General features: G+C 68.3%; 18 protein-coding genes. 8 read left to right on the forward strand and 10 right to left on the reverse strand.

Translation table 11 applies throughout. The features are described 5' to 3' along the window. Window positions 1–47 precede the first annotated feature (47 nt). The 4 genes from Pla123a_RS08255 (at window position 48) to Pla123a_RS08270 (ending at window position 2690) form a co-directional block, all read left to right on the forward strand. Entirely contained in the window at window positions 48–656 is a 609-nt protein-coding gene (locus Pla123a_RS08255; RefSeq protein ID WP_146585754.1) for a hypothetical protein, read from the forward strand. A 35-nt stretch (window positions 657–691) separates the two neighbouring features. Next, window positions 692–1267 carry a DinB family protein gene (locus Pla123a_RS08260; RefSeq protein WP_146585756.1) on the forward strand — a complete coding sequence of 192 codons (576 nt, stop codon included), beginning with the start codon at window positions 692–694 and terminating at the stop codon, window positions 1265–1267. A gap of 165 nt (window positions 1268–1432) precedes the next feature. Beyond that, the gene (locus tag Pla123a_RS08265; RefSeq protein ID WP_146585758.1) at window positions 1433–1936 is read left to right on the forward strand and encodes a hypothetical protein; all 504 of its coding nucleotides are present in this window, start codon (window positions 1433–1435) and stop codon (window positions 1934–1936) included. A gap of 151 nt (window positions 1937–2087) precedes the next feature. Further along, the gene (locus Pla123a_RS08270; protein ID WP_146585760.1) at window positions 2088–2690 is read left to right on the forward strand and encodes a hypothetical protein; all 603 of its coding nucleotides are present in this window, start codon (window positions 2088–2090) and stop codon (window positions 2688–2690) included. A gap of 72 nt (window positions 2691–2762) precedes the next feature. On the opposite strand, the gene Pla123a_RS08275 is transcribed toward Pla123a_RS08270, so the two are convergent. From Pla123a_RS08275 to Pla123a_RS08290, 4 genes are all read right to left on the reverse strand, one after another. Continuing rightward, window positions 2763–3563 (reverse strand): BPL-N domain-containing protein, encoded by an 801-nt coding sequence (locus tag Pla123a_RS08275; protein ID WP_146585762.1) that lies wholly within the window; start codon window positions 3561–3563, stop codon window positions 2763–2765. Further along, window positions 3560–4420 carry a gamma-glutamyl-gamma-aminobutyrate hydrolase family protein gene (locus tag Pla123a_RS08280; RefSeq protein ID WP_146585764.1) on the reverse strand — a complete coding sequence of 287 codons (861 nt, stop codon included), beginning with the start codon at window positions 4418–4420 and terminating at the stop codon, window positions 3560–3562. The genes Pla123a_RS08275 and Pla123a_RS08280 overlap by 4 nt, the downstream gene beginning before the upstream one ends. A gap of 334 nt (window positions 4421–4754) precedes the next feature. Further along, on the reverse strand, window positions 4755–5294 hold the full coding sequence (locus Pla123a_RS08285; protein ID WP_146586098.1) for a lectin-like protein: 540 nt from the start codon (window positions 5292–5294) through the stop codon (window positions 4755–4757). A gap of 314 nt (window positions 5295–5608) precedes the next feature. Continuing rightward, on the reverse strand, window positions 5609–6106 hold the full coding sequence (locus Pla123a_RS08290; protein WP_146585765.1) for a hypothetical protein: 498 nt from the start codon (window positions 6104–6106) through the stop codon (window positions 5609–5611). A gap of 474 nt (window positions 6107–6580) precedes the next feature. On the opposite strand from Pla123a_RS08290, the gene Pla123a_RS08295 reads away from it, so the two are divergent. Both Pla123a_RS08295 and Pla123a_RS08300 read left to right on the forward strand, forming a co-directional pair. After that, window positions 6581–6880, forward strand: a complete 300-nt coding sequence (locus Pla123a_RS08295; RefSeq protein ID WP_146585767.1) for a hypothetical protein — start codon at window positions 6581–6583, stop codon at window positions 6878–6880. Next, window positions 6877–7284, forward strand: coding sequence for a hypothetical protein (locus Pla123a_RS08300; protein ID WP_146585769.1), 408 nt, complete (start codon window positions 6877–6879; stop codon window positions 7282–7284). The genes Pla123a_RS08295 and Pla123a_RS08300 overlap by 4 nt, the downstream gene beginning before the upstream one ends. On the opposite strand, the gene Pla123a_RS08305 is transcribed toward Pla123a_RS08300, so the two are convergent. From Pla123a_RS08305 to Pla123a_RS08315, 3 genes are all read right to left on the reverse strand, one after another. Continuing rightward, on the reverse strand, window positions 7281–10457 hold the full coding sequence (locus tag Pla123a_RS08305) for an arabinan endo-1,5-alpha-L-arabinosidase (protein ID WP_146585771.1): 3177 nt from the start codon (window positions 10455–10457) through the stop codon (window positions 7281–7283). The two genes, Pla123a_RS08300 and Pla123a_RS08305, sit on opposite strands and share 4 nt — an antisense overlap. A gap of 178 nt (window positions 10458–10635) precedes the next feature. Next, the gene (locus Pla123a_RS08310; RefSeq protein WP_146585772.1) at window positions 10636–11889 is read right to left on the reverse strand and encodes an Nramp family divalent metal transporter; all 1254 of its coding nucleotides are present in this window, start codon (window positions 11887–11889) and stop codon (window positions 10636–10638) included. After that, window positions 11886–13013, reverse strand: coding sequence for a DUF2891 domain-containing protein (locus Pla123a_RS08315; RefSeq protein ID WP_231956358.1), 1128 nt, complete (start codon window positions 13011–13013; stop codon window positions 11886–11888). Before Pla123a_RS08315 ends, Pla123a_RS08310 begins: the two co-directional genes overlap by 4 nt. Window positions 13014–13125: 112 nt before the next feature. Between Pla123a_RS08315 and Pla123a_RS08320 the strand changes: the two genes are divergently transcribed. Beyond that, window positions 13126–13689 (forward strand): hypothetical protein, encoded by a 564-nt coding sequence (locus Pla123a_RS08320; RefSeq protein ID WP_146585774.1) that lies wholly within the window; start codon window positions 13126–13128, stop codon window positions 13687–13689. A gap of 34 nt (window positions 13690–13723) precedes the next feature. Here the strand turns inward: Pla123a_RS08320 and Pla123a_RS08325 are convergent, their stop codons facing one another. After that, window positions 13724–14509, reverse strand: a complete 786-nt coding sequence (locus Pla123a_RS08325; protein WP_146585776.1) for a hypothetical protein — start codon at window positions 14507–14509, stop codon at window positions 13724–13726. A gap of 168 nt (window positions 14510–14677) precedes the next feature. Between Pla123a_RS08325 and Pla123a_RS08330 the strand changes: the two genes are divergently transcribed. Further along, on the forward strand, window positions 14678–16744 hold the full coding sequence (locus Pla123a_RS08330; RefSeq protein ID WP_146585778.1) for a DUF4139 domain-containing protein: 2067 nt from the start codon (window positions 14678–14680) through the stop codon (window positions 16742–16744). A 4-nt stretch (window positions 16745–16748) separates the two neighbouring features. Here the strand turns inward: Pla123a_RS08330 and Pla123a_RS08335 are convergent, their stop codons facing one another. Both Pla123a_RS08335 and Pla123a_RS08340 read right to left on the reverse strand, forming a co-directional pair. Beyond that, window positions 16749–19112, reverse strand: a complete 2364-nt coding sequence (locus Pla123a_RS08335; protein ID WP_146585779.1) for an efflux RND transporter permease subunit — start codon at window positions 19110–19112, stop codon at window positions 16749–16751. Between the two features lie 160 nt (window positions 19113–19272). After that, window positions 19273–21279 carry a redoxin domain-containing protein gene (locus Pla123a_RS08340; RefSeq protein ID WP_146585781.1) on the reverse strand — a complete coding sequence of 669 codons (2007 nt, stop codon included), beginning with the start codon at window positions 21277–21279 and terminating at the stop codon, window positions 19273–19275. Between the last annotated feature and the right edge of the window lie 56 nt (window positions 21280–21335).

The raw sequence follows: 21335 nt of genomic DNA on the forward strand, positions 1-21335 counted from the left end.
CCGATGACGCGCTATCTACCCGGCGATTCCAGTCCAGTCTTCGGACCATGCTGCTAGCGGTCACTTGCGTCGCGTTGGGGGTAGCGTTCGGCTTCGCGATTGTGGTTTTGATTGCCGCCGCCTTAGGTGTGGTCTACTCGATCCGTCGTCGGCGAGCTGATTGGGCAATCGGCATTGTAGTCGGCCTTGCTGTGATTACCTCCACCGGCGTTGGATCCTCGGTGCAGGTGCGACTTGATACCGGCGATCAGCGGGTTTGCTACTGGGGGATCCCCGCGTACTACCGTCTGATGCCCCCCGAAGTTCGTCGAACGCTTGCGTCACTTGAAGATGAAGAGGCGCCGAATCGATGGGTCTGGTGCGCGACTCAGGTGGGAAGCAACAACGCCGATGCAATGGTGCATCGCTTCTATCGCTGTGCTGCTGTTTGGGTTAGTGAAGACCGTGAGGTCGCGAAACTCATCGTGCGAGACCTTGCTGACTACCTTCGAAAAACTCACGCTACACAGGGGCTGCCGGATTGCTCGCCGATGCTATGGCCAGATGTGGTAGAAGTCGGCGAAGACTTTGCAGACGGAACAGTTGTTGTAGGTTGGGCGAGCATGCCAGAGGTACAAAGATACTTGGCCGCGAAAGGTCGCACCCCTCAAGACTAGCGCCGAAGTCTTGGAAAGATGCCAAGAAATACACAATGAACCCACTCACAAACCAACCGTGGATCGACGCCCTCCGGGGCACGGTCGACTCGTACCGCCGGATGATCGACGCCACCGTCACGCAGCTCTCCGACGCCGAGCTCCGCACGCGCCCGGCGCCCGGCATGAACTCGGTCGCCACGATCCTGCGTCACCTGGGCGGCAACCTGCAAAGCCGCTGGACCGACTTCCTGACCACCGACGGCGAGAAGCCGGACCGCGACCGCGAGAGCGAGTTCCTCGACTGGCCGGGCGACCGGGAGTCGCTGATGGCGTACTTCGACGCCGGCTGGGCCGCGCTGACGTCGGCCATTAGTCAGCTCGACGACAACAACCTTGGCCGCACGATCACGATCCGCGGCGAGCCCCACACCATTCCCGAGGCCTTGATGCGCTCGGTCACCCACCTGACGTACCATGTCGGCCAGATCTCGCTGATCGCCCGCACGGTGCACGAGGGCGACTGGCATTGGCTGACCATCGCCCCCGGCCAGAGCGCCGAGCACAACGACCGAAGCTGGGGGACGAGCGAGAGTCGTGGGGTGTTTGGTAAGGAAGAGGGGGGGCCGTAGCAGGTCCAATGGCCACGAAAAGGCACAAAGAGGCACGAAAAGGCTCAGGGGCCGACGTTGCCGTAGCTTTTTCTTGTGATCTTTCGTGCCTTTTTGTGGCTATCTCACAGACGCCGCATTGCTAGGCTAGCCGACATCGGCACAACGGACTCGAATCGGATCAGCATGGCCAAGAAACCCAACTCCGCGTCGGTCACCAAGAAGCCCTGCGGTTGTGGCTACCTTCAGCAGGCCGCCGACGAGCCCGGCAACCCGATCCGGTTCGACGAGTCCGCGGGTGAGTTCCAGTTCATCTACCGCGAACCCGACCAAGACGCCGACTCGATGCTGATCCTCTACCACTGCCCGTTCTGCGGCGGGGCCGCTCCGCCCTCGAAGCGGCGGTTGCTGTTCGAGGTCATCCCACGTGAGGAGGAGCAGCGTCTGAACACGTTGCTAGAGCCGATCAGGACGATCGAGGACGCAATCAGCCTCCTCGGCGTCCCAGACTCAGACGGTCACTCGACTTCACGCAAGCCCGAGACCGACGGCGCTCCTCCAGCGACTTCCTTTCAGCGAGAGCTAACGTATCGCGGTCTGTCCGACGTGGCTGATGTCTGGATCTCCGAAGGCCGTGATGGCCACGCCTACTGGCAGCTCCATGGGAAGCCGAAACGCCGCGAGGCGTGACGCGGTCAGCCACGCGAATGCTCGTCGCAGAAACTCGTTGCCACGAAAAGGCACAAGAAAGCACGAAAAGAAATAGGGGCACTCGTCACCGCAGCTTCCTCTTGTGCTCTTTCGTGCCTTTTTGTGGCCATCGCTGAGTCAACTGATTCTCATGATCAACCGCCCCCAACGAACCAGGCTGTCGCAGGACCTCCGGCGCCTCGTCACGGGGCGGATGACGAACGACGACTTCGACGACCACTACTACGACGAGTACGAGTCATCGGAAGACAGCGCCGTGCGGGCGGTTGCCGAGTTTGGGTGGGGCCTGTATAGCAGCGATGTATTGTGGCCCTACCGGCTCAAGGGGCGGCATCGGGTGAGCGAGGAGTACCGACGAGTGGCCTGCCGGTGCGTGCTGTTTCTGCGCTCGAACCGAGAGTACGAGTGGCCGCCATCGCCGTCCGAGCCTGCACGCCGGCTGCTGTGGGCCGTTTGCTTCAATCTGGGTCTGCCGGGATCGATTGCGATGCTGGCGATTTGCGTTCCGCTGCTACTGTTTGGCAGGGACAAGGCGTTCGCCGCTACGTTTGTGATCCCGAGCGCGATCGTCTTGGCAGGTAGTCTATGGGTGTTATTCGGTTTGCGCGGTGAGAGTCCAGTGGTGCGAGACTGGAAGGCCGCCGGCGACTGGGAGGCGTGGCCGTTCCTGCGCCGCGACGACCTGGCGGCTGCGCGGCAGGGCGGCGTGACGCCGACACAGGGGAGGGCGTGAACCCTGCCGGCTTCCGCCGGCGGTTACTGGGCTGGTTGGGCAGGGGGATGCCGTGCTGGCAAAGTCCAGCGCCTAGTCGGCCTGGCCCGCGAGCCACTCCACCGCGCGGGGGATCATCGCGTCGCGGCCCTTGGTCAGCTCGGGGTGGGGCGAGTAGCAGAACACTCGGCCGGCGCCGTGCTCCGCCCGCACGATCGCCGACGTGCCGGCCATGACGCCCTTGGGGGCGCCGTTCTTGGCGATCTCGGTGTCGAACAGGGCGAGGCTTTCGTAGTTGGGCACGGCCGGGTCGTCCCACTCGCGGCGCCCCAGCAGCGGGCCCTGGGCGTAGCGCAACTGCAGCTCACCGGAGGGGGCCGCGAAGAACTCGGCGGCGGCCGGCGACAGCTTGAGCGTGACCTCGCCCTTGCCGCGGGCCCAGTGGCGGCGGTCGACCACCTTGGCGTCGATCAGCCCGAGCGACCAGGAGTAGTCGTTGGTCGCCAGGTACGCGCCGGCGCAGACGCCAAGGTAGCCGCCGCCGCCCTCGACGAACGCCCGGACCCGCGCCCGGCCGTCCTCGCCGAGCGCCTTGGCTTGGCCGCTGGCGCTGCCGCCCGGGTGCACCAGCACGTCGAAATCGTCAAGGCCGCCGGCGTTGATCTGCGCGGCCGTGATCCGCTCGGCTTCGATAGGGCCGACGTTGATACCGTCGGGGCTGGCGGGGTCGTGCTCGGACCTCAGGGCTCTGAGCACGCTCGGTGCGCTCTTGCCCACCCCACTGCCTTGGAATACCGCCACCCGGATGGCTTCCTCGGCGAGGCAGGTCGGGGCGAGCAGCGACGACGTCAGCAACGCCGCCCAGCAGGTAATGACGCGTTGGCGGTGGCTCACTGGGGTTCCTCCGCGGCGGCGGCGATGAACGCCCGGAACAGCTTGGCCTGCAGCTCGCTGCCCGGCATCATCTTCTCCGGGTGCCACTGCACGCCGATCAGGAACCGGTTCGGGTCGGTCGTTTCGGTCCCCTCGATGACGCCGTCCGGGCTGCGGGCGACGACCCTCAGGCCCTGGCCGACGTTCCGCACGGCCTGGTGGTGGAACGAGTTCACCTCGAGCTCGGTGCGGCCGAAGATCTGCATCAGCCGCGAGTCGGGCTCGATCGTCACCTTGTGCGTCACGCTGCGGTGGCTGACGCCGAGCTCCGACGGGATGTCCTGCATCAGTGAGCCGCCGTGCGCGACGTTCACCCACTGGCTGCCGAGGCAGATCCCCAAGAGCGGCTTGTCGGTCTGCTCGATCCAGGCCTTGATGAGGGCCTTCTCAAACTGGTAGCGGTTGTCGTCCAGCACACGGGTGGTCGGGTGCGGGGCCTCGCCCCACTCGGAGGGCGGGATGTCGGCGCCGCCGGGCATCAGCAGCCCGTCGAGCAGCTCGAGGTACTCGTCGACCAGCTCGGGGCTGCCGTCGGTGTTGGGGAGCACGAGCGGCACGCCGCCGCACGCCCGGATCGCCCGGACGTAGGTGTCGGTGGTCAGGCTGGCGATGCCGATGACCGGCTCGGCAAAGGTGCGTTCGACCCCGGCGTTCTCGACCGCGGACGCTTCGACGACCATGGGCTCGGCGACGGGCGGCGCGGCAACAGGCGGCGCGGCAACGGTGGCCGGCTGGGCCGCAGCAGATGGGAAGCCGGCGGTCGCGCCGAAGCAGAGGGCGAGGGCGAGCCAGAGCGTTGTGAGCGACTTCTTCTTCATGCGATTCACCGACGAAAGAACTGCCTGTGGGGAGCGACCGGCCAACCGAGTGCGAGCGTCAGGCGAGACGGTTCTATCGTGACCTGCCAGCAAGGGCCCGTCCAGCGGGGCCCATCCAGAGGGGCCCGCGCGGCCGTGCGGGGCGCCGCCGGATCAGCGCCGCGACCATCGCATCGGCTGGGCGTTCCAAAGGCAAAACGCATGGCCACGAGCGTGTGGCCATGCGTTTGTTGGTCGGTCTGCCGGTCGTTGCCGCAGCGGCGATTCGCTGAGAGTCGCTGAAGGCGGCGGCCGGCAAAGGCAATAGAGTAAGTTGCTGCTCGTCGGGTCGGACTTAGGCCCAGCGGCGGCGAACGCCAGCCAGTGAGACCACGGACGCCGCCAGCAGCAGGGCGGTCGCCGGTTCGGGGATGCCGACCTCGACAACGCCGCACACGGTTGCGGAACCAATTCCTCCCGAGCGATTCACGTCGTTCCAAGTGCCGCCCGCGTTCCAGGGGAACAGCACTGCGTTCTCGTCTCCGCCCTGGTTGTTGGGCTCGCCGGGGAACCAGTTGGTGTAGCCGATGGGAGTGCTGTCGGCCCACTCGAATGTTCCCTCCTGGGCAAAATCGTTGAGGCCCAGCCAGAGGTACTTCTGCCCCGGGACCCCGCCGAAGGTAATCAGCACCCAGTCGTTCTCTTCCTGGTCGTCAATCGTGACAAGGTTGCCGCCGAGCAACTCGGCCTCGGCCTGGCTTTCGGTCCAGCTTGCTGGCTCGAGCAGGTAGTAGCTGTGGCCGTTGGCGGGGTTGATGATCGGGCCGTCGAGCACGGCCGCGGCCGAAATATCGGCGAAAAGCACGCAGGCAATCGCAGCAGCAATGAGACGCATGAGACACTCCGGGCAGGTGGATCCAAGATGAAAATCGAATGAGCATACGCCGAATCTCCGCCATGTTAGCCCGGCGGTTGGCCGCTGGTCAAGCACCGCCCGGTGGGCGGGGCGCGGATTCGATTCGGCGGGGCGGCGGTCAAGAGAGGTTTACCGCCCTTTTGAAGGAGGCGGGCCTTCGGGGCGCCAAGCAAGGGGGGCCATTCCGGACCCGCGCGGCCGATTTGGGCCTTGGAAAGGACAACGCTTGCACCGCGTGCCGTTGGGCCAGGCCCGCTCACCGCCGGAGTTCACGGGAGGATGCCCGGTGGGACTCACGGCGACTTGAACACCTCGGCCACCACCCGGTCGAGGCGTTCGCGGAGGTCGTGCATCTGGTCGCTGCTCAGGCGTTGGCCGACCACGCCTACGATGTGCAGCACGGCGATGGCGGCCAGGCCAACCGGCACGCCGATCAGCCCCCAGGGCGTTTCGCCGAGCGTGTACTGGACCCAGCCGTACACGGCGCCGCCGCACGCCAGGCAGGCGGCCGCGAAGTAGAGCATCATCACGAAGGTCCAGATCTCTGGGCGCGGCGAGAACCGCGCAAACAGCACGACGCCGTCGCCGACCGGGGTGAGCTGCGCGCCGAGGTGCGGCGACCAGGGGCGGCGCTCGGACGGACCGACCCGCAGGTCCAGGCACGACCCGGCCGCGTCGGTGTGCGCGCCGAGCACCCCGCCGACGGTCGCCGCCCGCAGCCGCTGGACGGCGTCGTCGTACGTGCCGTCGATCGCCACCTGGAAGGTGGGCTGCATCCGGAGGGTGGTCATCGCGTAGCCGCCGCGAGAAGTGCCGTGGAAAAGAGACGTCGAGGGATGATAGAGAAAAGACGAGCCCTCGTCGGCGTCAGCTTAGTTCGGTAGTGGCGGGCTGTCTATCTCCACGGCGGGGAATCACCGCGTGGAATTGCTGCGGGGACGGCTTGCGACTAGGTTGCAAGGGCGACCTATTCGTGACTGCGCGGCAAATGAACCCGCCGCATTTAGCCTGCTCACACGGAAACCGGTCTCCCGTTGGTCGACCTCGGTCCATTGGCAGCGCAGGGATCAATAATTTGCCTGGCAGCGTGACCGCAGCGATACTGGAGCTGTGAGGTACGGGGCAGCGTCGTTAGAGTTTCGACTGAGAGGAGCTGTGTGGACCAATCAGATCAAAGGCCTGTTGGCCAACCTCGCGCCGGCGGCGGCTCTTGGACCAGGTGGGCGCCGCTGCTTGGCGCTGTGTGCTTTACCGGGCTCATGGTCTTGCCATTCGCGATAGGCGAGCTCTCCGCCGCCCGCGCCGCCGCCCTGCGGTCGTACGTGCTCTCGGTTTGCAAGGTGGTCGAGGACTACCAGCAAGAGCACGGCGAGTACCCGCCCACGCTCGCCGCAATCAATCGGTCGAATCTCGACGTCGACTTCGGGATCTCACTCGAGGAGCTCGACTACCAGGCTACCGACGACGGCTACCGGGTGGCGTATCGGCGGCCCAACGGCGAAGAGATTGCCGGTCCCATGACGAACAATCTGCGACTATCGTCTCCTATGAATGACTCGCCGTGAAACGTCGAACTTGGATCACCGGTATCCTGCTTGTTTTGGCAGTATCGATTGTCGCTGTGACGTGGCTGCCACGGTGCATGGTGTCGATTCACCAGCAGAACGTGTCACTGGAACTCATCCAGTGGCGAGAGGAGCACGGCGTCGTCACTACGTGGCGAGAGGCCGGCCAAACAGCCGGGATGCTCGAGTACATCCAGAACTACTACGTGCCTAGCGGCGGGTACCGGGGGACGCGTGGCAGCGAGCAGCGGCTAGAGGAGGAACGCGCGAAGACCAGCAAGGCATTTGTCGCCGGGCTGCAGCGATTTACCGGCGAGGACTTCGGCACGGATTCAGAACAGTGGCGGGAATATGTGCGCGCGCACAAGAACGACGAGCCGAGAGAATCGGCGTCGGCGCCTTAGCCGAGACGTCGTGCATGCCGCCAGCCAACCGCGGCGAGAACGGTGAACAGCAGCCAGGCCGCCTGCGGCGTCGGGACCGCGGCTGCCGCGGCTGCTGTGAGCGTCGCGCCGTAGTTGACGGCCCAGGTTGCGCGTTGGTCGGGGCCGATGGCGGCGAGGCTCGGATCGTTGATCAGTGTGCCGGCCGGGGCGCCGAGGTTGTCGCGCCAGACCACGTAGTCGGCGGCGTCGACTTGGCCGTCGCCGTTGTAGTCGCCGGCCAGGAACGGGGCCGCCTGGTAGTCGGTCAGCACCACCGCGTTGGGGACCAGGTCGTACCGCACGCGGAGCGCGCCGCGGTTGTCGGCCAGGGCAACGAACCCCCCGTTGGCGACGCCCGCGAACTCCCCGGACAGCGAGCCCGCGGTCAGCACCGTAAAGCTGTCGCCGGCGGCCGGGGTGGAGGTTCCCGTCAGGGCGACCGCCAGGGCGCCGTTGAGCGTCGCGAGGCCGTTGACCAGGAGTTGGTCGTAGTCGGTCCCAGGAACGCCGCCGGCCGTATCAAGTTCGATGGCGAGCGCGGCTCCGGGGTTCATCGCCAGGCTGTCGACCGTGAGGCGGCCGATCGCGTCGCCCGGCGCGATCACGCCGCCGCTGTGCACGGTGGTCTGGCCGGCGGCTGAGCCGTTGCCTCCCAACACGCCCCCTGCGTTGACCACCACGCCGGCCAGGCCGGTAGCAGAGCCGCTCGTGTTGCTGGCCAGCAGCGTGCCGGCTTCGATCACGGTTGGCCCGGTGAACGCGTTGGCGGCGGTCAGCGTCAGTTTGCCGTCGCCCAGCTTCTGCAGGCCGCCGTCGGCGGTCGCGCCGAGGCCGGCGTGGTGCGTGAGTGTCTGGCCGACCGTGATCGCGTGCGCCTGCGTGTCGAAGCGGGCGCCGCCGGCCTGGACCTGGGCCGAGGTCAGGCCGGTCAGGAAGAGGACGTTGGTGGTCGTCGCCTGGAGCAGACCGCCGTTGAGCCACAGGTTGCCGACGCCAGAGCCACGCGAGATTCCCGGCGCGGCCAGCAGCCCGCCGTCGAGCACCAGGTCGCCCTCGCTCCCGGCCTGCAGGCCGAGGGTGACGGCCGAGTTGGTGTGGACCTCGGCGTCGGCGTCGAGGGTGAGGACGCCTTGGCCCTGCTCGCCGACGTAGATCGCGCGTCTGCCCGAGGTTTGCAGCAGCGACCCGCCGCTCAGGGTCCACGACCCCGTCGAGCCACTGTACCGTGCGATCGAGATGTGCCCGGCCGCGTTGAACTGTCCGCCGTGCTGTTCGAAGACGCCGGCGCCGCGGTTGCCGATCGCAACGTTGGTGTTCGCCGCGACCACGCCGCCGGTGAGGGTGTAGCTGCCGTTGGCCTGGTTTGAGGTACGGCCGCCGACGACGAACGAGCCGTCGGTCGATCGGGTGACGGTCAGCGTGCCGCCGCTCTGGACGACCGCGCCCTCGGCCCGGGTGTTGGCGAAGAAGCCCGAGCCGACGTAGAAGCCGCCGCTCGCGGTGACCGTGACGCTCGCCTGGTCGGTGATGGTGAGCGTGCCGGTCGCCGGCGTGTTGGCGTCGCCGGTGTCGCCGATGTTGAGGTCGCCGTTGGCGGTGAAGCTGCCGGTTCCGGAGACCGTCAGCTGGGCGTTCTCGCCGACGGTCGCGCCGACGCTGCAGAACGAGTTGGCGGTCACCGCGCCGGTGACGCCGAGCACGCCGCGGCGGACGAACACCGAACCGGCGATGTTCGAAGTCCCCCCCAAGTAGAGTTCGCCGAACCCGTACTTGTCGAGCGAAGGCGCCGTCAGCGGGCCGCCGAGCGTGATCGCGGCGTTGGCCCCGCTGTTGACCTCCAACGCGTCAACCGCGTTGACCGGGGCGAGGATCGTGTGATAGCCCTCGGTGGCGTTGAGCGTGGCGGTCTCGCCGGCGGTGTCGTTGAGGGTCAGCGTCGGTCCTCCCGCCTCGCCGATCTGGTAGCGGGCGGGGCTGCGGAAGTTGAGCGTCCCCACGGTCCGCCCGACCGCGCCGAGCGCAAGCTGGTACAGCGTGCGGCCGGAGCCGGGCCCGTCGAACGTGGCGATGTGCCCGAGGCCATCGGGCACGCCGGCGCCGGTCCAGTTAGCGGGGTCGGACCAGTCGCCGGCGAGCGACGCGCCCCACCGCGAGTCGACCTCGGCGAGCATCGGCCAGCCGTCGTCGCTCCAGTACAGATCGCGGAGCCCGAAGGTCGGAGCGCCGACGGCGTTGGCGTCGTAGTAGTGGTAGCTGAACTGCTCCCGCCCGCCGACGTTGGTCAGGCTGAAGTGGCCCGGGCCCACCTTGCGGCCGTCGTCGTCGAAGAACAGCGTGCCGCCGTCGTTCAGCATGTTGACGCCGTCGCGGTCGAGGAACGGGCCGGTCGGGCTCGTGCTGCGGCCGACGCGGATGTTGTACGTGCTGTCGACGCCGCTGCAGCAGCCGCCCCAGTTGGTGAACAGGTAGTAGTCGCCGTTGTGCTGCAGCATCGCGGCGCCCTCGATCTCGGGCGTTGGGCTCGGCGCGGCGACATTCACACCGGGCGACGAATTGAGTGGCGCGCCGGTCGTCGGGTTCATCTCCTTGACGTAGATGCCGTTGTTGAACGAGCCCCAGGTCATCCACAGCTTGCCGGTCGACTCGTCGAGCATCAGCGATGGGTCGATCGCGTTGTAGGGCGAGCCGTGGTTCGAGCTGATGATCATGCCGTGGTCGGTCCAGCCGTAGTCCGGCGCGTCGGGGTCGAGGGTCGGGCTGGTGGCGTAGCCGATCGCCGACAGCTTGGTGCCCCACACCGAGGCCGAGTAGTACAGCGCGAACTGGTCGCCGAGCTTGATCACGTCGGGCGCCCACAGCGACTGGCCCGAGTAGCCCGGCACCGCGCCGGCGACCCACGAGGGGACCGCGTCGAACGCGGCCGGCTCGCCGGTCCACGAGCTGAGGTTGCTCGACGAGCGGACCGCCAGCCGGTCGCCCGTGGCAAAGTAGTAGTAGCGGCCGTCGTCGTAGATGACGGTCGACGGGTCGTGGGCGCCGAGCGTGCCGGTCAGCTGCGCCGCGACGCGCCCAACTCCCAGCATGCCCGCCAGGCAGACCGCGGCGTACACGGCGACAGTTCGAGCGGCAGGAATGTGAGCGGGCGGCAGCATGAATCGGCAACGAGCAGTCGAAAGGAGGGGCGCCCCTCGCTAGGGGCCGCATGAATGAGGAGCCTTCAGTATAGCTTGAGGCGTCGTCGAGCTGTGTGTTTTGGCGCGCCCCAGACGAGCCGGCGGATGCATTCGGCGCGGCGACCGATGCAGGGCGAGCGGCGCCGCAAGGAGGCCGCTAAGCGACCAACGCCCACAAGTTCTTGGCGCCGAGCGCGATTGCGGCCAGCACCACCGCACCGCCGACCAGGTTGAGCAGCAGCCCGTTGCGGTGCTCGCCCAGCAGGTCGCGGCGGTTCATGGCGATCAGCAGGAACAGGGCGACCACCGGCAGCAATACTCCATTGGCGGCCTGAGCGGCGATGATGGTCTCGGTCGGGCTCTTGCCGAGGAAGAACGCCAGCGCGGCGCCGACCAAGGCCACGCCGACGGCGGTCCAACGGGCGACACGCTCTTGCTTGGTGCGGTCGTCCCCCGCGGCCAGCGAGCCGGCCGCGGCAAAACCTGCGGCCAGCGGCGCGGTGATGGCGCTGGTCAGCCCAGCGGCCGCCAAGCCGGCAGCGAACAGCACCCGGCCCGAACGGCCGATCGTGGTCGCGAGCTGCTCGGCCAGCTCGGCCGGGCTGCTGGGGGTGATTCCGCCGCCGTAGAACGCCGCGGCGGCCGTGGCGACAATTGCCATCGTTACCAGCCCGCCGAGCGTGATCGCCAGGGCCGAGTCGAGCCGCGCCGCGCGGAGCGAGCCGCCCAGGTCGGCGTCGGCAGGCCAACGCCGCTGCACGGCCGTCGCGTGCAGGAACAAGTTGTACGGCACCACCGTAGTGCCGATCAGCGCGAGCGCCGTCAGCGCCGATCCGGCTGGCAAGCATGGCGAGAAGACCCCGCGGCCGATGGCCACCGCGTCGGGCGTGGTCGACGCGGCGGTCACGACGAAAGCGGCGCTCATCGCCAGCACGATGGCGATCAAGACGCCGGTCACCACGCGTCCGGCGCCGCCGACCGCGACCGCCGCCGCCACGACGATCCCAATCGCGGCGCCGCTGGCGCGGGGCGAGAGTCCCGTCAGCACCGCGACACCCGCGCCGGCGCCAATCAGGTTGCCGGTCTGGTAGGCCGTGTTGCCGAGCACGATTGCCGTGAGCACCAACGCGACCGCGGCGCCGCGGAGCCAACGGGGGCCGGCGGTCTGGCAGATCGCCTCGGCCAGGCCCTGACGGGTAACCAGACCCAGCCGGGCGGCCATCTCTTGCAGTGCGATCGTCGCCACGACGGCCAGCAGCAACGCCCACAGCAGCTCAAAGCCGAACTGGGCGCCGGCGCGGCTGGCGGTCGCCACCGTGCCGGGCCCGATGAACGCCGCGGTCACCAGCAGGCCGGGCCCTGGACGCCACCGCCGCTTGGCTTCCGGTTGGCGGTTCGTCGGGTTGCTCATTCGGCGACGCCGCTCTCGGTCAGCAGGTACACGGCGAAGGTTGCCAGCCAGTGCTCGCCCTCGTAGTGGCCGCTGAACACGTACTCCAGTCCGGCCCGTGTGTGCGCGGCGACCGACGCCTCGAGCGCCGCGCGGCGCGGGTCGTCGGCGGGCAGGCCGGCGAGGACGCCGTTCTGGGTCCAGCCCCGCGACAAGTTGAGCCCCGCCAAGTGGACGATCTTCGGGTCGGTGACGTCGGACACCACGGCGGGGGTGAGCAGTGCGTTCGACGGCGCATCGGCATCGCCGAGTCCGGGCAGGAACTGCTCCAGCCACTCGGCGAACTCCGCCGGCGGCAGCACCCGCCGCATCAGGTCGGCCTCGTTGCAGGCGGGCGAGAAGAAGTCCTCGCCGGAGGGCTCGAACCGGGCCGGGTAGTCGCGGTCGGCCAGGTACTTGGCCTTGGCGAACTCGACGACCTGCGTCTCGAGTTCGGTTTCACCAACCGCCCGGGCGTAGTCGAGTGTCTGTGCGAGCGCGAACGCGGTGTCGGGGTGCACGCCGGTGCGGATCGGGTAGGTGAGCCGCGGCAGGTAGTCCTTGGTGAGCTCGACAACGCGTTCTTCCAGCGGGCGGAGGTTGGCGGCCCAGCGCTGCGCGTCGGCGTCGGGCCAGGTGCGGAGTTCGGCCGCCAGGCGGAGCGTCCACGCCCAGCCGTACATCCGCTCGAAGCTGCGGTTCTGCTTCTCGTCAAAGTAGGCGGCCTCGGCGGCTAGGCCCTCGGCGGTGAGCTGCCGGTCGAGCAGCGCCCTGGCGTCGCCCACGACCTCCGCGTCGGGCGAGGTCTTGGCCAATCGCACCAGCATCCAGTGCCCGTGGACCGAAGAGTGCCAGTCGAACGACCCGTAGAACACCGGGTGCATCTGCCGCGGGCCGAGCACGGTCTCCGGCCCAGTCATGACGTTCGACGGCTTGTTGGGGAACTCGCGGGGGATGCCCTCGAGCGCCAGGTGGGCAAACTCGCCAACCTGGCGCTCCGAGAGGGGCTGTCCGGGGAGCATTGTGGCCTCTTCCGGGGGCTGCGCCGCGAGCGGGCCGGCAGGGATCGCCAGCAGGGTGAGCGCCAGCGTCGAGAGTCGAGGCAAACGGCAGCGTATCGGTGCATTCATGCGGCCAGTTTAGCAGCCGCGGCTCCGATCGCGTACTATGAAGGCCGCAATCGCGCCGGCGACCTCTCTCACCCCCAGCGGAGCGGCCATGCGACGCCGACTCTTCAACCTCGCCACGCTGCTGTCGGCCGTGTTGCTGCTGTTGACGCTTGGGCTGTGGGCACGCTCATTGGGGCATCATGAATCCGTCGGCGCTGGGTACAATCAGTGGACAAGCGATGATGAGGTGCTCCAGTACGGCGTTGACCTGGCGTGGAATGCGAACACGTTCCACCTTAGCGGAGGCTATGCCGAGAGGGGGCCGAAGTACTTCTATGAGCGGGGTGACACCCGCTCCGTCGAGGAGTTGCAGAAGCTCCGTTCGTTCCGCGCGGGAGTGAGGCTCTGGTTCATCAACGACATCGGTTCCGCCATGGGAGGTCCCCGGCCCGAAGGCTTCGGCTACGGACTGCGGAGGGGGACCGGGGGCGGTTGGAGTGTGGGGCTTGCCGTGCGCCCCTGGGCTCCGGCGGCGATGTTCGCCGTGCTGCCGCTGGTGTGGCTCTACCGCCGGCAGCGGCGCCGCGGTTGGCGGTTCAGTCTGCGGGAATCGCTCGTGGCGACGACCGCCGTAGCGTTGTTGTTGTGTGGCTTGGTGCTGCTGAAGAACTAGCGTGCCAAGTAGCGGGCGAAGTAGCGGCGTGGGCTCAGTCTTCGTACACCCGCGGTAACGCCGCCACCGACGCGGGCTGCAGGTAGGTGCGCGTGGCGGGCCTGGTGAGGAGCGGCTTGCCCTCGGCGGGCTCGGCCAGCGGCAGGCCCTGGTTGCGGCCGACGCGGCGGAGGTCGGCCAGCAGTGTGTCGATCTGCAGGTGCACCTGCTGGGTCTGGCTGATCACCAGCGCCTGGGCGGCGGGCAGGTAGCGGATCTCGGCTTCGCCGCCGCCGTTCTCGGCCCAGGTCTCCGACGCCACGGTCGCGACGATCGCGTCGATCAGGCCCGGCTGGCCGCCGTAGCCGCGCGTCGCGCGAGGCGGCCTGGCGGTGAGGAAGTCGCCCACGGGGTACACCCGCACGAAGAGCTGCGTCTCGGCTTCCTCCTCGGTGGTCAGCACCAAGCACTCATTGCGGCAAAGCCACGTGAGCTCGAGCTGCTTGAGCGATTCCTTCAGCATCGCGAACAGCGTAACGTTGCGCAGGTTGATGGTGACCGGCTCGTCGGGGGCGATGCCGAGGTCGTCGAGCGCGGTCTCGTCGATCAGCACCTGCACGCCGGCCTGCTGGGAGATCATCGTGGCGAACGCGTCGAGCCGCTCCCCCTCAATCGACAGCGAGACCCGCTTGCGGAGCAACTCGCTCATCGCCTGCCAGTCGACCGCGCCGAGGGGCGTGGGTGCGGGGGGCGGTTCTTTGGCCTGGAGTAACGCCCCGGGCGGCGCCGCGGCGAGGACCGCCAGCAGCAGAAGGCCAAGCTTGCGAAGCGGTCGCGGCATAGGGATTCCTGCTGGTCGGGGCGGCGTTTGCCGGAGATGGGGCGGTGTGGATCGGCTGTTCGGCGGGCGGACTGAAAACTATTGCCCGCCGGCAATAGTTTTCCACGGACCGCTAGAATACCCCCGGCGCTCGCCCCCTCTGATACTCCTGCACCGGAAGGCTCCGACATGATACCAGGTAGTAGCCGTTCTGCCGCCGCCGCGGCCTTTGTTCTCACCTCGCTGGCAATCACCGCGCCGTTGTCGTCGGCGGTCGAGCTGCCGCTCAAACGCGTCGTGGCGTTCAACTCGGGAGTGGCGTACTTCGAGTACGCCGGCCAGGTCAGCGGCGACCAGACGATGGAGCTGTCGTTCGACACCGACGACGTGAACGACGTGCTCAAGAGCCTGCTGCTGCTCGACCAGGACGGCGGGCACGCGTCGGCCGTGACCTACGACAACCGCGAGCCGGTGCTCCCCTCGCTCGAGGCGCTGAGCGTCGACCTCCGCGAGAACACCGGCCTGGCATCGCTGCTGCGGCAGCTGCGGGGGCACGAGATCGAGCTGGGCGGCGCCAAGAACACGCGGGGCCGGGTCGTCAGCGTCGAGACCCGCTCGGTCGCACGCGATCAGACCATGGTCGAACGCGACTTCCTGCTGCTGAGCGTCGAGGGGGGCCTCAGCAGCCTCCCGGTCGACGAGCTGGACGAGATTCGGCTGGTCGACGAAAAGCTGAACGGCGACTTCCAACGGGCGCTCGAACTGCTGGCGATGCGGAGCGGCTCGGACACCAAGCGGGTGAAGATCGACTTCCGCGGCGAGGGCGACCGCCGCGTGCGAGTCGGCCTGATCCAGGAGTTCCCGGTCTGGAAGACGAGCTACCGGCTGGTGCTGACGGACGACGACAAGCCGCTGCTGCAGGGCTGGGCGATGGTCGAGAACACGAGCAACACCAAGTGGGACGGCGTCGACGTGGCGCTGGTGAGCGGCCGCCCGATCTCGTTCAAGATGGACCTCTACGAGCCGCTGTACGTGCGGCGGCCGACCGTTGTGGCCGAGCAGTTCGCCGGCCTCACGCCGCGGGTCTACCACGGGGACGACCCGTTCGGCGACTTTGACGACAGCAACTCCGACGGCGCGATGGAGGGCGCCGGTGGCCTTGGCGGGGGAGGCTTCGGCGGCGGCGGGGGCGCGTTCGGCGGCGCCTTTGGCGGCGCGGTGACGAACGAACGCCGGGCGGCCCAGCGGAGGCAAGAGCTGGCCGAGGCGACCGTGGCGTCGGTCCGCGCCCAGCAGACGGTCGCCAGCGGCGAGGAGGTCGGCGAGCTGTTCCGCTACCAGATCGACGCGCCGGTCACGCTCGAGGCCGAGCACTCCACGATGCTGCCGATCGTCAATGCCGTCGCGGCCGGCGAGCGGCTGTCGATCTACAACGCGAGTGTCCACGCCGAGCACCCGCTGCTCGGCCTGCGGCTCACCAACACCACCGAGCTGCACCTGGCGGCGGGGCCGATCACGGTGTTCGACGGCGGCGAGTACGCCGGCGACGCGCGGCTCGGCGACGTGCCGGCCGGCGACCAGCGGCTCCTGAGCTACGCGGTCGACCAGCAAACGAGCGTCGCCACCGAGCCGATCGACGTCGAGGAGCAGCTCGTTTCCGCACGGATCGACGGTCAGACCCTGATGCTCAAGCGGCGGATGACGCGCGGGCAGGTCTACCGGGCCCACAACGCGTCGGATAAAGAACGGCGGCTGCTAATCGAGCACCCGGTCGCGTCGGGCTGGAAGCTCACGTCGCCGGAGAAGGCCGAGGAGACCACCACCGAATGGCGGCGGTTCGAGCTGGCGGTCGAGGCCGGCAAGACCAAGGAGCTGCGGGTCCAGGAGCAGAGCACGTCGGAGTACGGGGTGGCGCTGGTGAACCTCAGCGACGCGCAGCGGGCGTCGCTGCTCGCCGAGCGGGGCGTCCCTGAGGAGGTGCGGCAGACGCTCCAGAGGTTCGCCGACTGGCGACGCTCGATCGAAGAGGCCGAGACCGCCGCCGCCGAGACCCTCAAGCGACTCACCGCCTTCGCGGCCGAGCACGAGCGGATCCGCAAGAACATGCAGACCCTTGATACGACCAGCCAGCTCTACCAGCGGTACGAGGAGAAGCTCGGCGAACAGGAGTCGGAGATCGAGCGGCTGCAGGCCGAGCTCCCGCGGCATCGGGCCAAGATCGAGGAGCTGCGGAAGCGGTCCGACTGGTCGGAGTAGCCGGCTAGCCGGCGGTGACAACGCCCGCGGGGTCCTGAGCCGGCGCGGCGACCGGCTCGTCCTTCCACACGCCGCGGGCGTAGCGGGAGAGCAGGGCCGGCAGGGCGATCAGGTCGCCGACGATGGCGGCGGCGATGGTGGTGCACGCCATGGCGGCGAAGATGCGGTGCGCCGGCAGGTCCGACAGCAGCATCGCCACGAAGCCGGCCACCAGGATGATGGTGGTCATCAGCATCGCCGAGCCGACGTGCTGGAACGTGCTGCGGATCGCCTGGTCGATGTCGACCCCGCGTCCGACCTCCTGCTGGAACCGCGACAAGAAGTGGATCGTGTCGTCCACGGCGATGCCGAGGCAGACCGTGAACGCGCACACGCTCGACATGAACAGCGGCTGGCCCATCACCACCAGCAGTGCGCCGGTGGCGACCAGCGGGAACATGTTTGGGATCACCGAGATCAGCCCGATGGTGAGCGAGCGGTACACGATCGCCAGCACCACCAGGATGATGATCGACGCCACGCCGAGGCTGGTCGCCAGGTCGACCACAATCTGGTACAGGTTGCGGGCGCGGAAGATCGGGCCGCCGTCCAGCCGGAACGTGAAGCCGGGGTGTGTCTGCGGCAGGGCGGCGAGCTCGGCCTCCAGCCGGTCGAACACCGGCACGTACTCGGCGATCCCCTGGTCCTGGATGCGGGTGACGATCAGCGCGCGGTGCTCGTCGGGGCGGTAGAAGTAGCTGCGCAGCTCACGCGGCAAGAGCGACAGGAACGTCATCTGGGTGCGTTGGTCGTCCTTGTCGCCGGGGAACGAGGCCAGCATGTTGCGGACCGACAGCGGGTGGCTGATCAGCGACTCGGCGTCGATGAGTTCTTCGGCGTCGATCAGCGCCTGCAAGATCGCCGGATCGTACTGGTCCATGCCCTCAGGCCACTCGACCCACAGCTGCACAAACTGGATGCCGCCGAACTGCTGGTCGCAGTGCGCCAGTGCGCGGTAGGCCTCGGTGTCGGAGGGCAGCTGGTTGGCGATCCGGTTGTCGGGCCGCAGGCCGATCAGCGATACGACCAGCAGCACCAGCGTCAGCCCGATCGACACGCGGCTGACCAGCGCCTTGTGGCCCATGATCCAGTCGAGCAGCGGCGTCATGCGGGCGATCAGCGGCCCGACCAGGTCGCGTTCCTCGCCGTGGTGGATGCGGCTGCCGAGCCGCGTGCTGGCGACAAACGGGATGAAGGTCATCACCGCGAAGAACGCGATCAGCACGCCGTACATGCAGACCCGGCCGAACTCCTGCACGTACACGCTCTCGGCCAGCATCAGCGAGCCGAAGCCGATCGCCGTGGTGAGTGACGTCAGAAAGCACGCCACGCCGACGTGCTCGATCGCCCAGCGGGCGGCCTCAACCGGCGAGTCGCCCGCGGTCCGGCGGCGGCGGATGTTCACCAGCAGGTGCACGCCGTCGGTCAGGCCGATCATCGACACCAGCAGCGGCATCACCACGTTCGACAGCTCGTTTATGTACACACCGGTCAGCTTCAAGAGGCCGAAGCTCCAGAACACCGCCAGCATCGGCGCGGCCGACATCAGCAGCACCGCCGTGACGCCGCGGAACATGATCACCGACAGCACGAACGCCAGCCCGTAGCCGATGACGCGGAACATCATCTGGTTGCGGTCGAACGCCCGTTCTTGGGCGATGAACAGCGGGATCTGGCCGGTGATGCGGACCTTGAACTCCGGCCGGTCGGCGGCGGGGATCTGGGCCAGTTCGTTCGCCAGTGTTGTGCGGGCGGCCTTCAGAACGCCGTCGGTCAGGTCCTCGTTGTCTTCGAGGAACAGCCAGTCGTAGACCAGCGGCATCATCAGGGTCTTGCCGTCGGGCGAGATCAGCTGCCCGCGGGCCAGCGCGTTGTTCAGCAGCCGGTCCTTCGCCTGGCGGAAGCTCTCGGGCGAGGCGTCGTCGATCGGCAGCAGCGGCTCGGCGAAGCCAAACACGTTGAGCGTGGGGACGTCGTCCAGGCTGAACACCGTGTCGACGACCGGCAGGTCCTCGACCGCGGCGATCATCGCCCGCAGGGCGCGGGCCGACTCGGGGCGGAAGAGGTCGTCGACCTCGACGACCAGGAAGGCGTCGCTGCGGCCGAGGTTGAACGCGCTGGTGACCTCCTCGGTGTCCAGCAGGTCGGTGTCGGCCGGCTCGTCGTCGGCGCTGTCGCCCGCGTCCTCAATCAGGTCGGCCAGGCTGCGGACGTTCGCGCGGTCGACCGACTTGGGTCGGTAGCCCTCGATCGCCAGCCCGGTCATCACGATCAGGAACAGGGCGAACAGCCAGCGGGCGCGGGCGAAGAGGTCGGCAATCCAGGTCATGCGTCAGGCGGGCAGGGCAGGGTGGTGGCGTTGCGGGGCGGGCTCTTGGGTGCCCGGGGCGCTCCGCGACAGCGGAAGCCCCGGCGATGTACTGGCCTCAGTCTGCTACCGTCGGGGGCTTCCGCTATCGCGGAGCGCCCCCGGCACCCGTGCTGGACGGCTAGCTGTCAGAGTGCAGGGCGAACTCGTACACCTCGTCCTCGGTGATGATGCGATCGCCGTCGAGGTCGTAGCGGTTGAAGGCGAACACGCGGAAGGTCGAAGGGAGCTCGTCGCGGTCGATGGCGCCGTCGCGGTTGGCGTCGAAGCGTTGGAACAGCGACTCGGCGACCCCCTTGGCCCGCTGCCGCTCTTCGTCCGTCGGGCCTGTGGCGGCCGCCGGGCGGTTGCCTTGGTAGCTGCCGCGCGGCACGGCGACCTCGAAGAAGCCGATCATCATCTCCTCCCAGGTCTGGTCGCCCCACCGCACCGCGATCGACGGGTCGGGGTTGGCCAGGTTCTGCTTGGAGTTATCGAAGTGGGCCGTGCACTCGACCGCGAAGCCGGGCGGCAGCTCCAGCGGCTCGGCCAGCACGTAGGCGTTCTGCCAGTTGAAGTCGTAGTTGGGGATGTCGACCAGCGTCTCACGCCGACCGTCGGGCCAGATGGCGTCGTAGCGGAACGACTTGCCGCGGACGTGCATGTGCGGCGACATCGCCAGCAGCTTGGCGCCCGCAGGCCAGTGCTTCTTGGTCTTGCGGACGACGTGGTCCTTGGCGTGGGGCGCGATCTCGAACTTCTCCTCGAGGGCCGCCAGCGTCACGACTTCCTCGGTGACCGTCTCCGGGTCGGCGAACACCAGGCCGATCTTGGTCTTGTCTTCCTGGGGCGAGCCGGTCGGCGTGTAGTGCATCTGGAAGATGATCCGCGAGCCGGCCGGCGCGAGCCGCGCCTGACCCTCCGGCAGCAGCATCGAGCTCTGCCCCGGCACGTACGCCGACAGCCAGCCCAGGCCGCGGCGGCCCTCGCCCTCGGGCGGGCTGATGAATGCAATCACGTGGTGCACCGCCGCGCGGTTGCCCGGCACGATGTCCGACGCCTGGATCCACTTGTCCTCGGTGAAGCCGGGGTCGACCGCGAAGTACTGGTACTCGATGGTCCCCTCGGCGGCGATCTTGAACGGCTTGTCGGCGATCGGGATCACCATGTCCGGGTCCCGCGGCAGCCGCCAGCCGTCGACGAATTCACGCGGCGGCGGCAGGTTGGCGGGGTCGCCCTCGGGCGCGCCGGCGGCGGCCCAGTCGTACAGCACCTGCTTGTCCGACTCGGGCATCTTCCGCTCGTTCGCGAACTCGGTGTTGTCGGAGTGCGCGTCCCACGGCGGCATCCGCTTAGTGCGGACCACCTCGTCGATCATCTCGGCCCAGCCGGACGCCTGCTCGTAGTTCTCCAGCGCGAACGGGCCGATCTCGCCCTCGCGGTGGCACTCGACGCAGTGCGTCTGCAGCACGCGTGAGACCTGGTTGCTAAAGGTGACGTCGCTCGACTCGTCGGGTCGGCGGCGGCGGCCGATCAAGCAGCCGACGGCCTCGGTCTTGGCGGCGGCGACCGCTTGGCCGGCCAGCAACTGATCGATGGCCGCCCGCAGGTCGTGCCGCTCGGGGGCGCTGCGGGCGTAGCCGACGCCGTACTGGTCGTCGATGCGGCCCTGGTAGCGGATGCGCCGCTCGGCGTCGAGCACGAACACTTCCGGCGTGCGGGTGGCGCCGAACGACAACGCGGCCTCGCCGGTGTTGTCCTTGAGCAGCGGGAACTTGACGTCGTGCCGGCGGGCGTACGCGGTGATCTCGGCGAGCGAGTCTTGCGTGTTGGCGTCGACGCCAATGAACGTGACGCCCTGCTCGGCGTACTGGTCGGCCAGCTCCTGCAGCCGGGGGCCGTAGAGCTTGGCGAGCGGGCACTCCGTGCCGAGGAACGTCACGACCAGCAGCCGGCTGTCGGCAAACTCGGCCAGCGTGTGGTTCTTGCCGTAGGCGTCGGGCAGTTCGAGGTCGAGCCTCACGCCCGACAACACGCTTGCTGACCCACCAGCAGGCGGGCCGCCGGCCGCATCGGTCGGCGTCGCCAGAGCGGGCGGGCAGTAAAGCAGCAGGAGGGCAGAGAGCAGCAACGGGGCGGTTTGGGGCATCCTCGGCGGCCTTGCATGAGGGGATTGCGTCCGCTGCTGGCGTCTGGGGGCAGGCG

This window comes from Posidoniimonas polymericola, from assembly GCF_007859935.1.
Lineage (GTDB): Bacteria > Planctomycetota > Planctomycetia > Pirellulales > Lacipirellulaceae > Posidoniimonas > Posidoniimonas polymericola.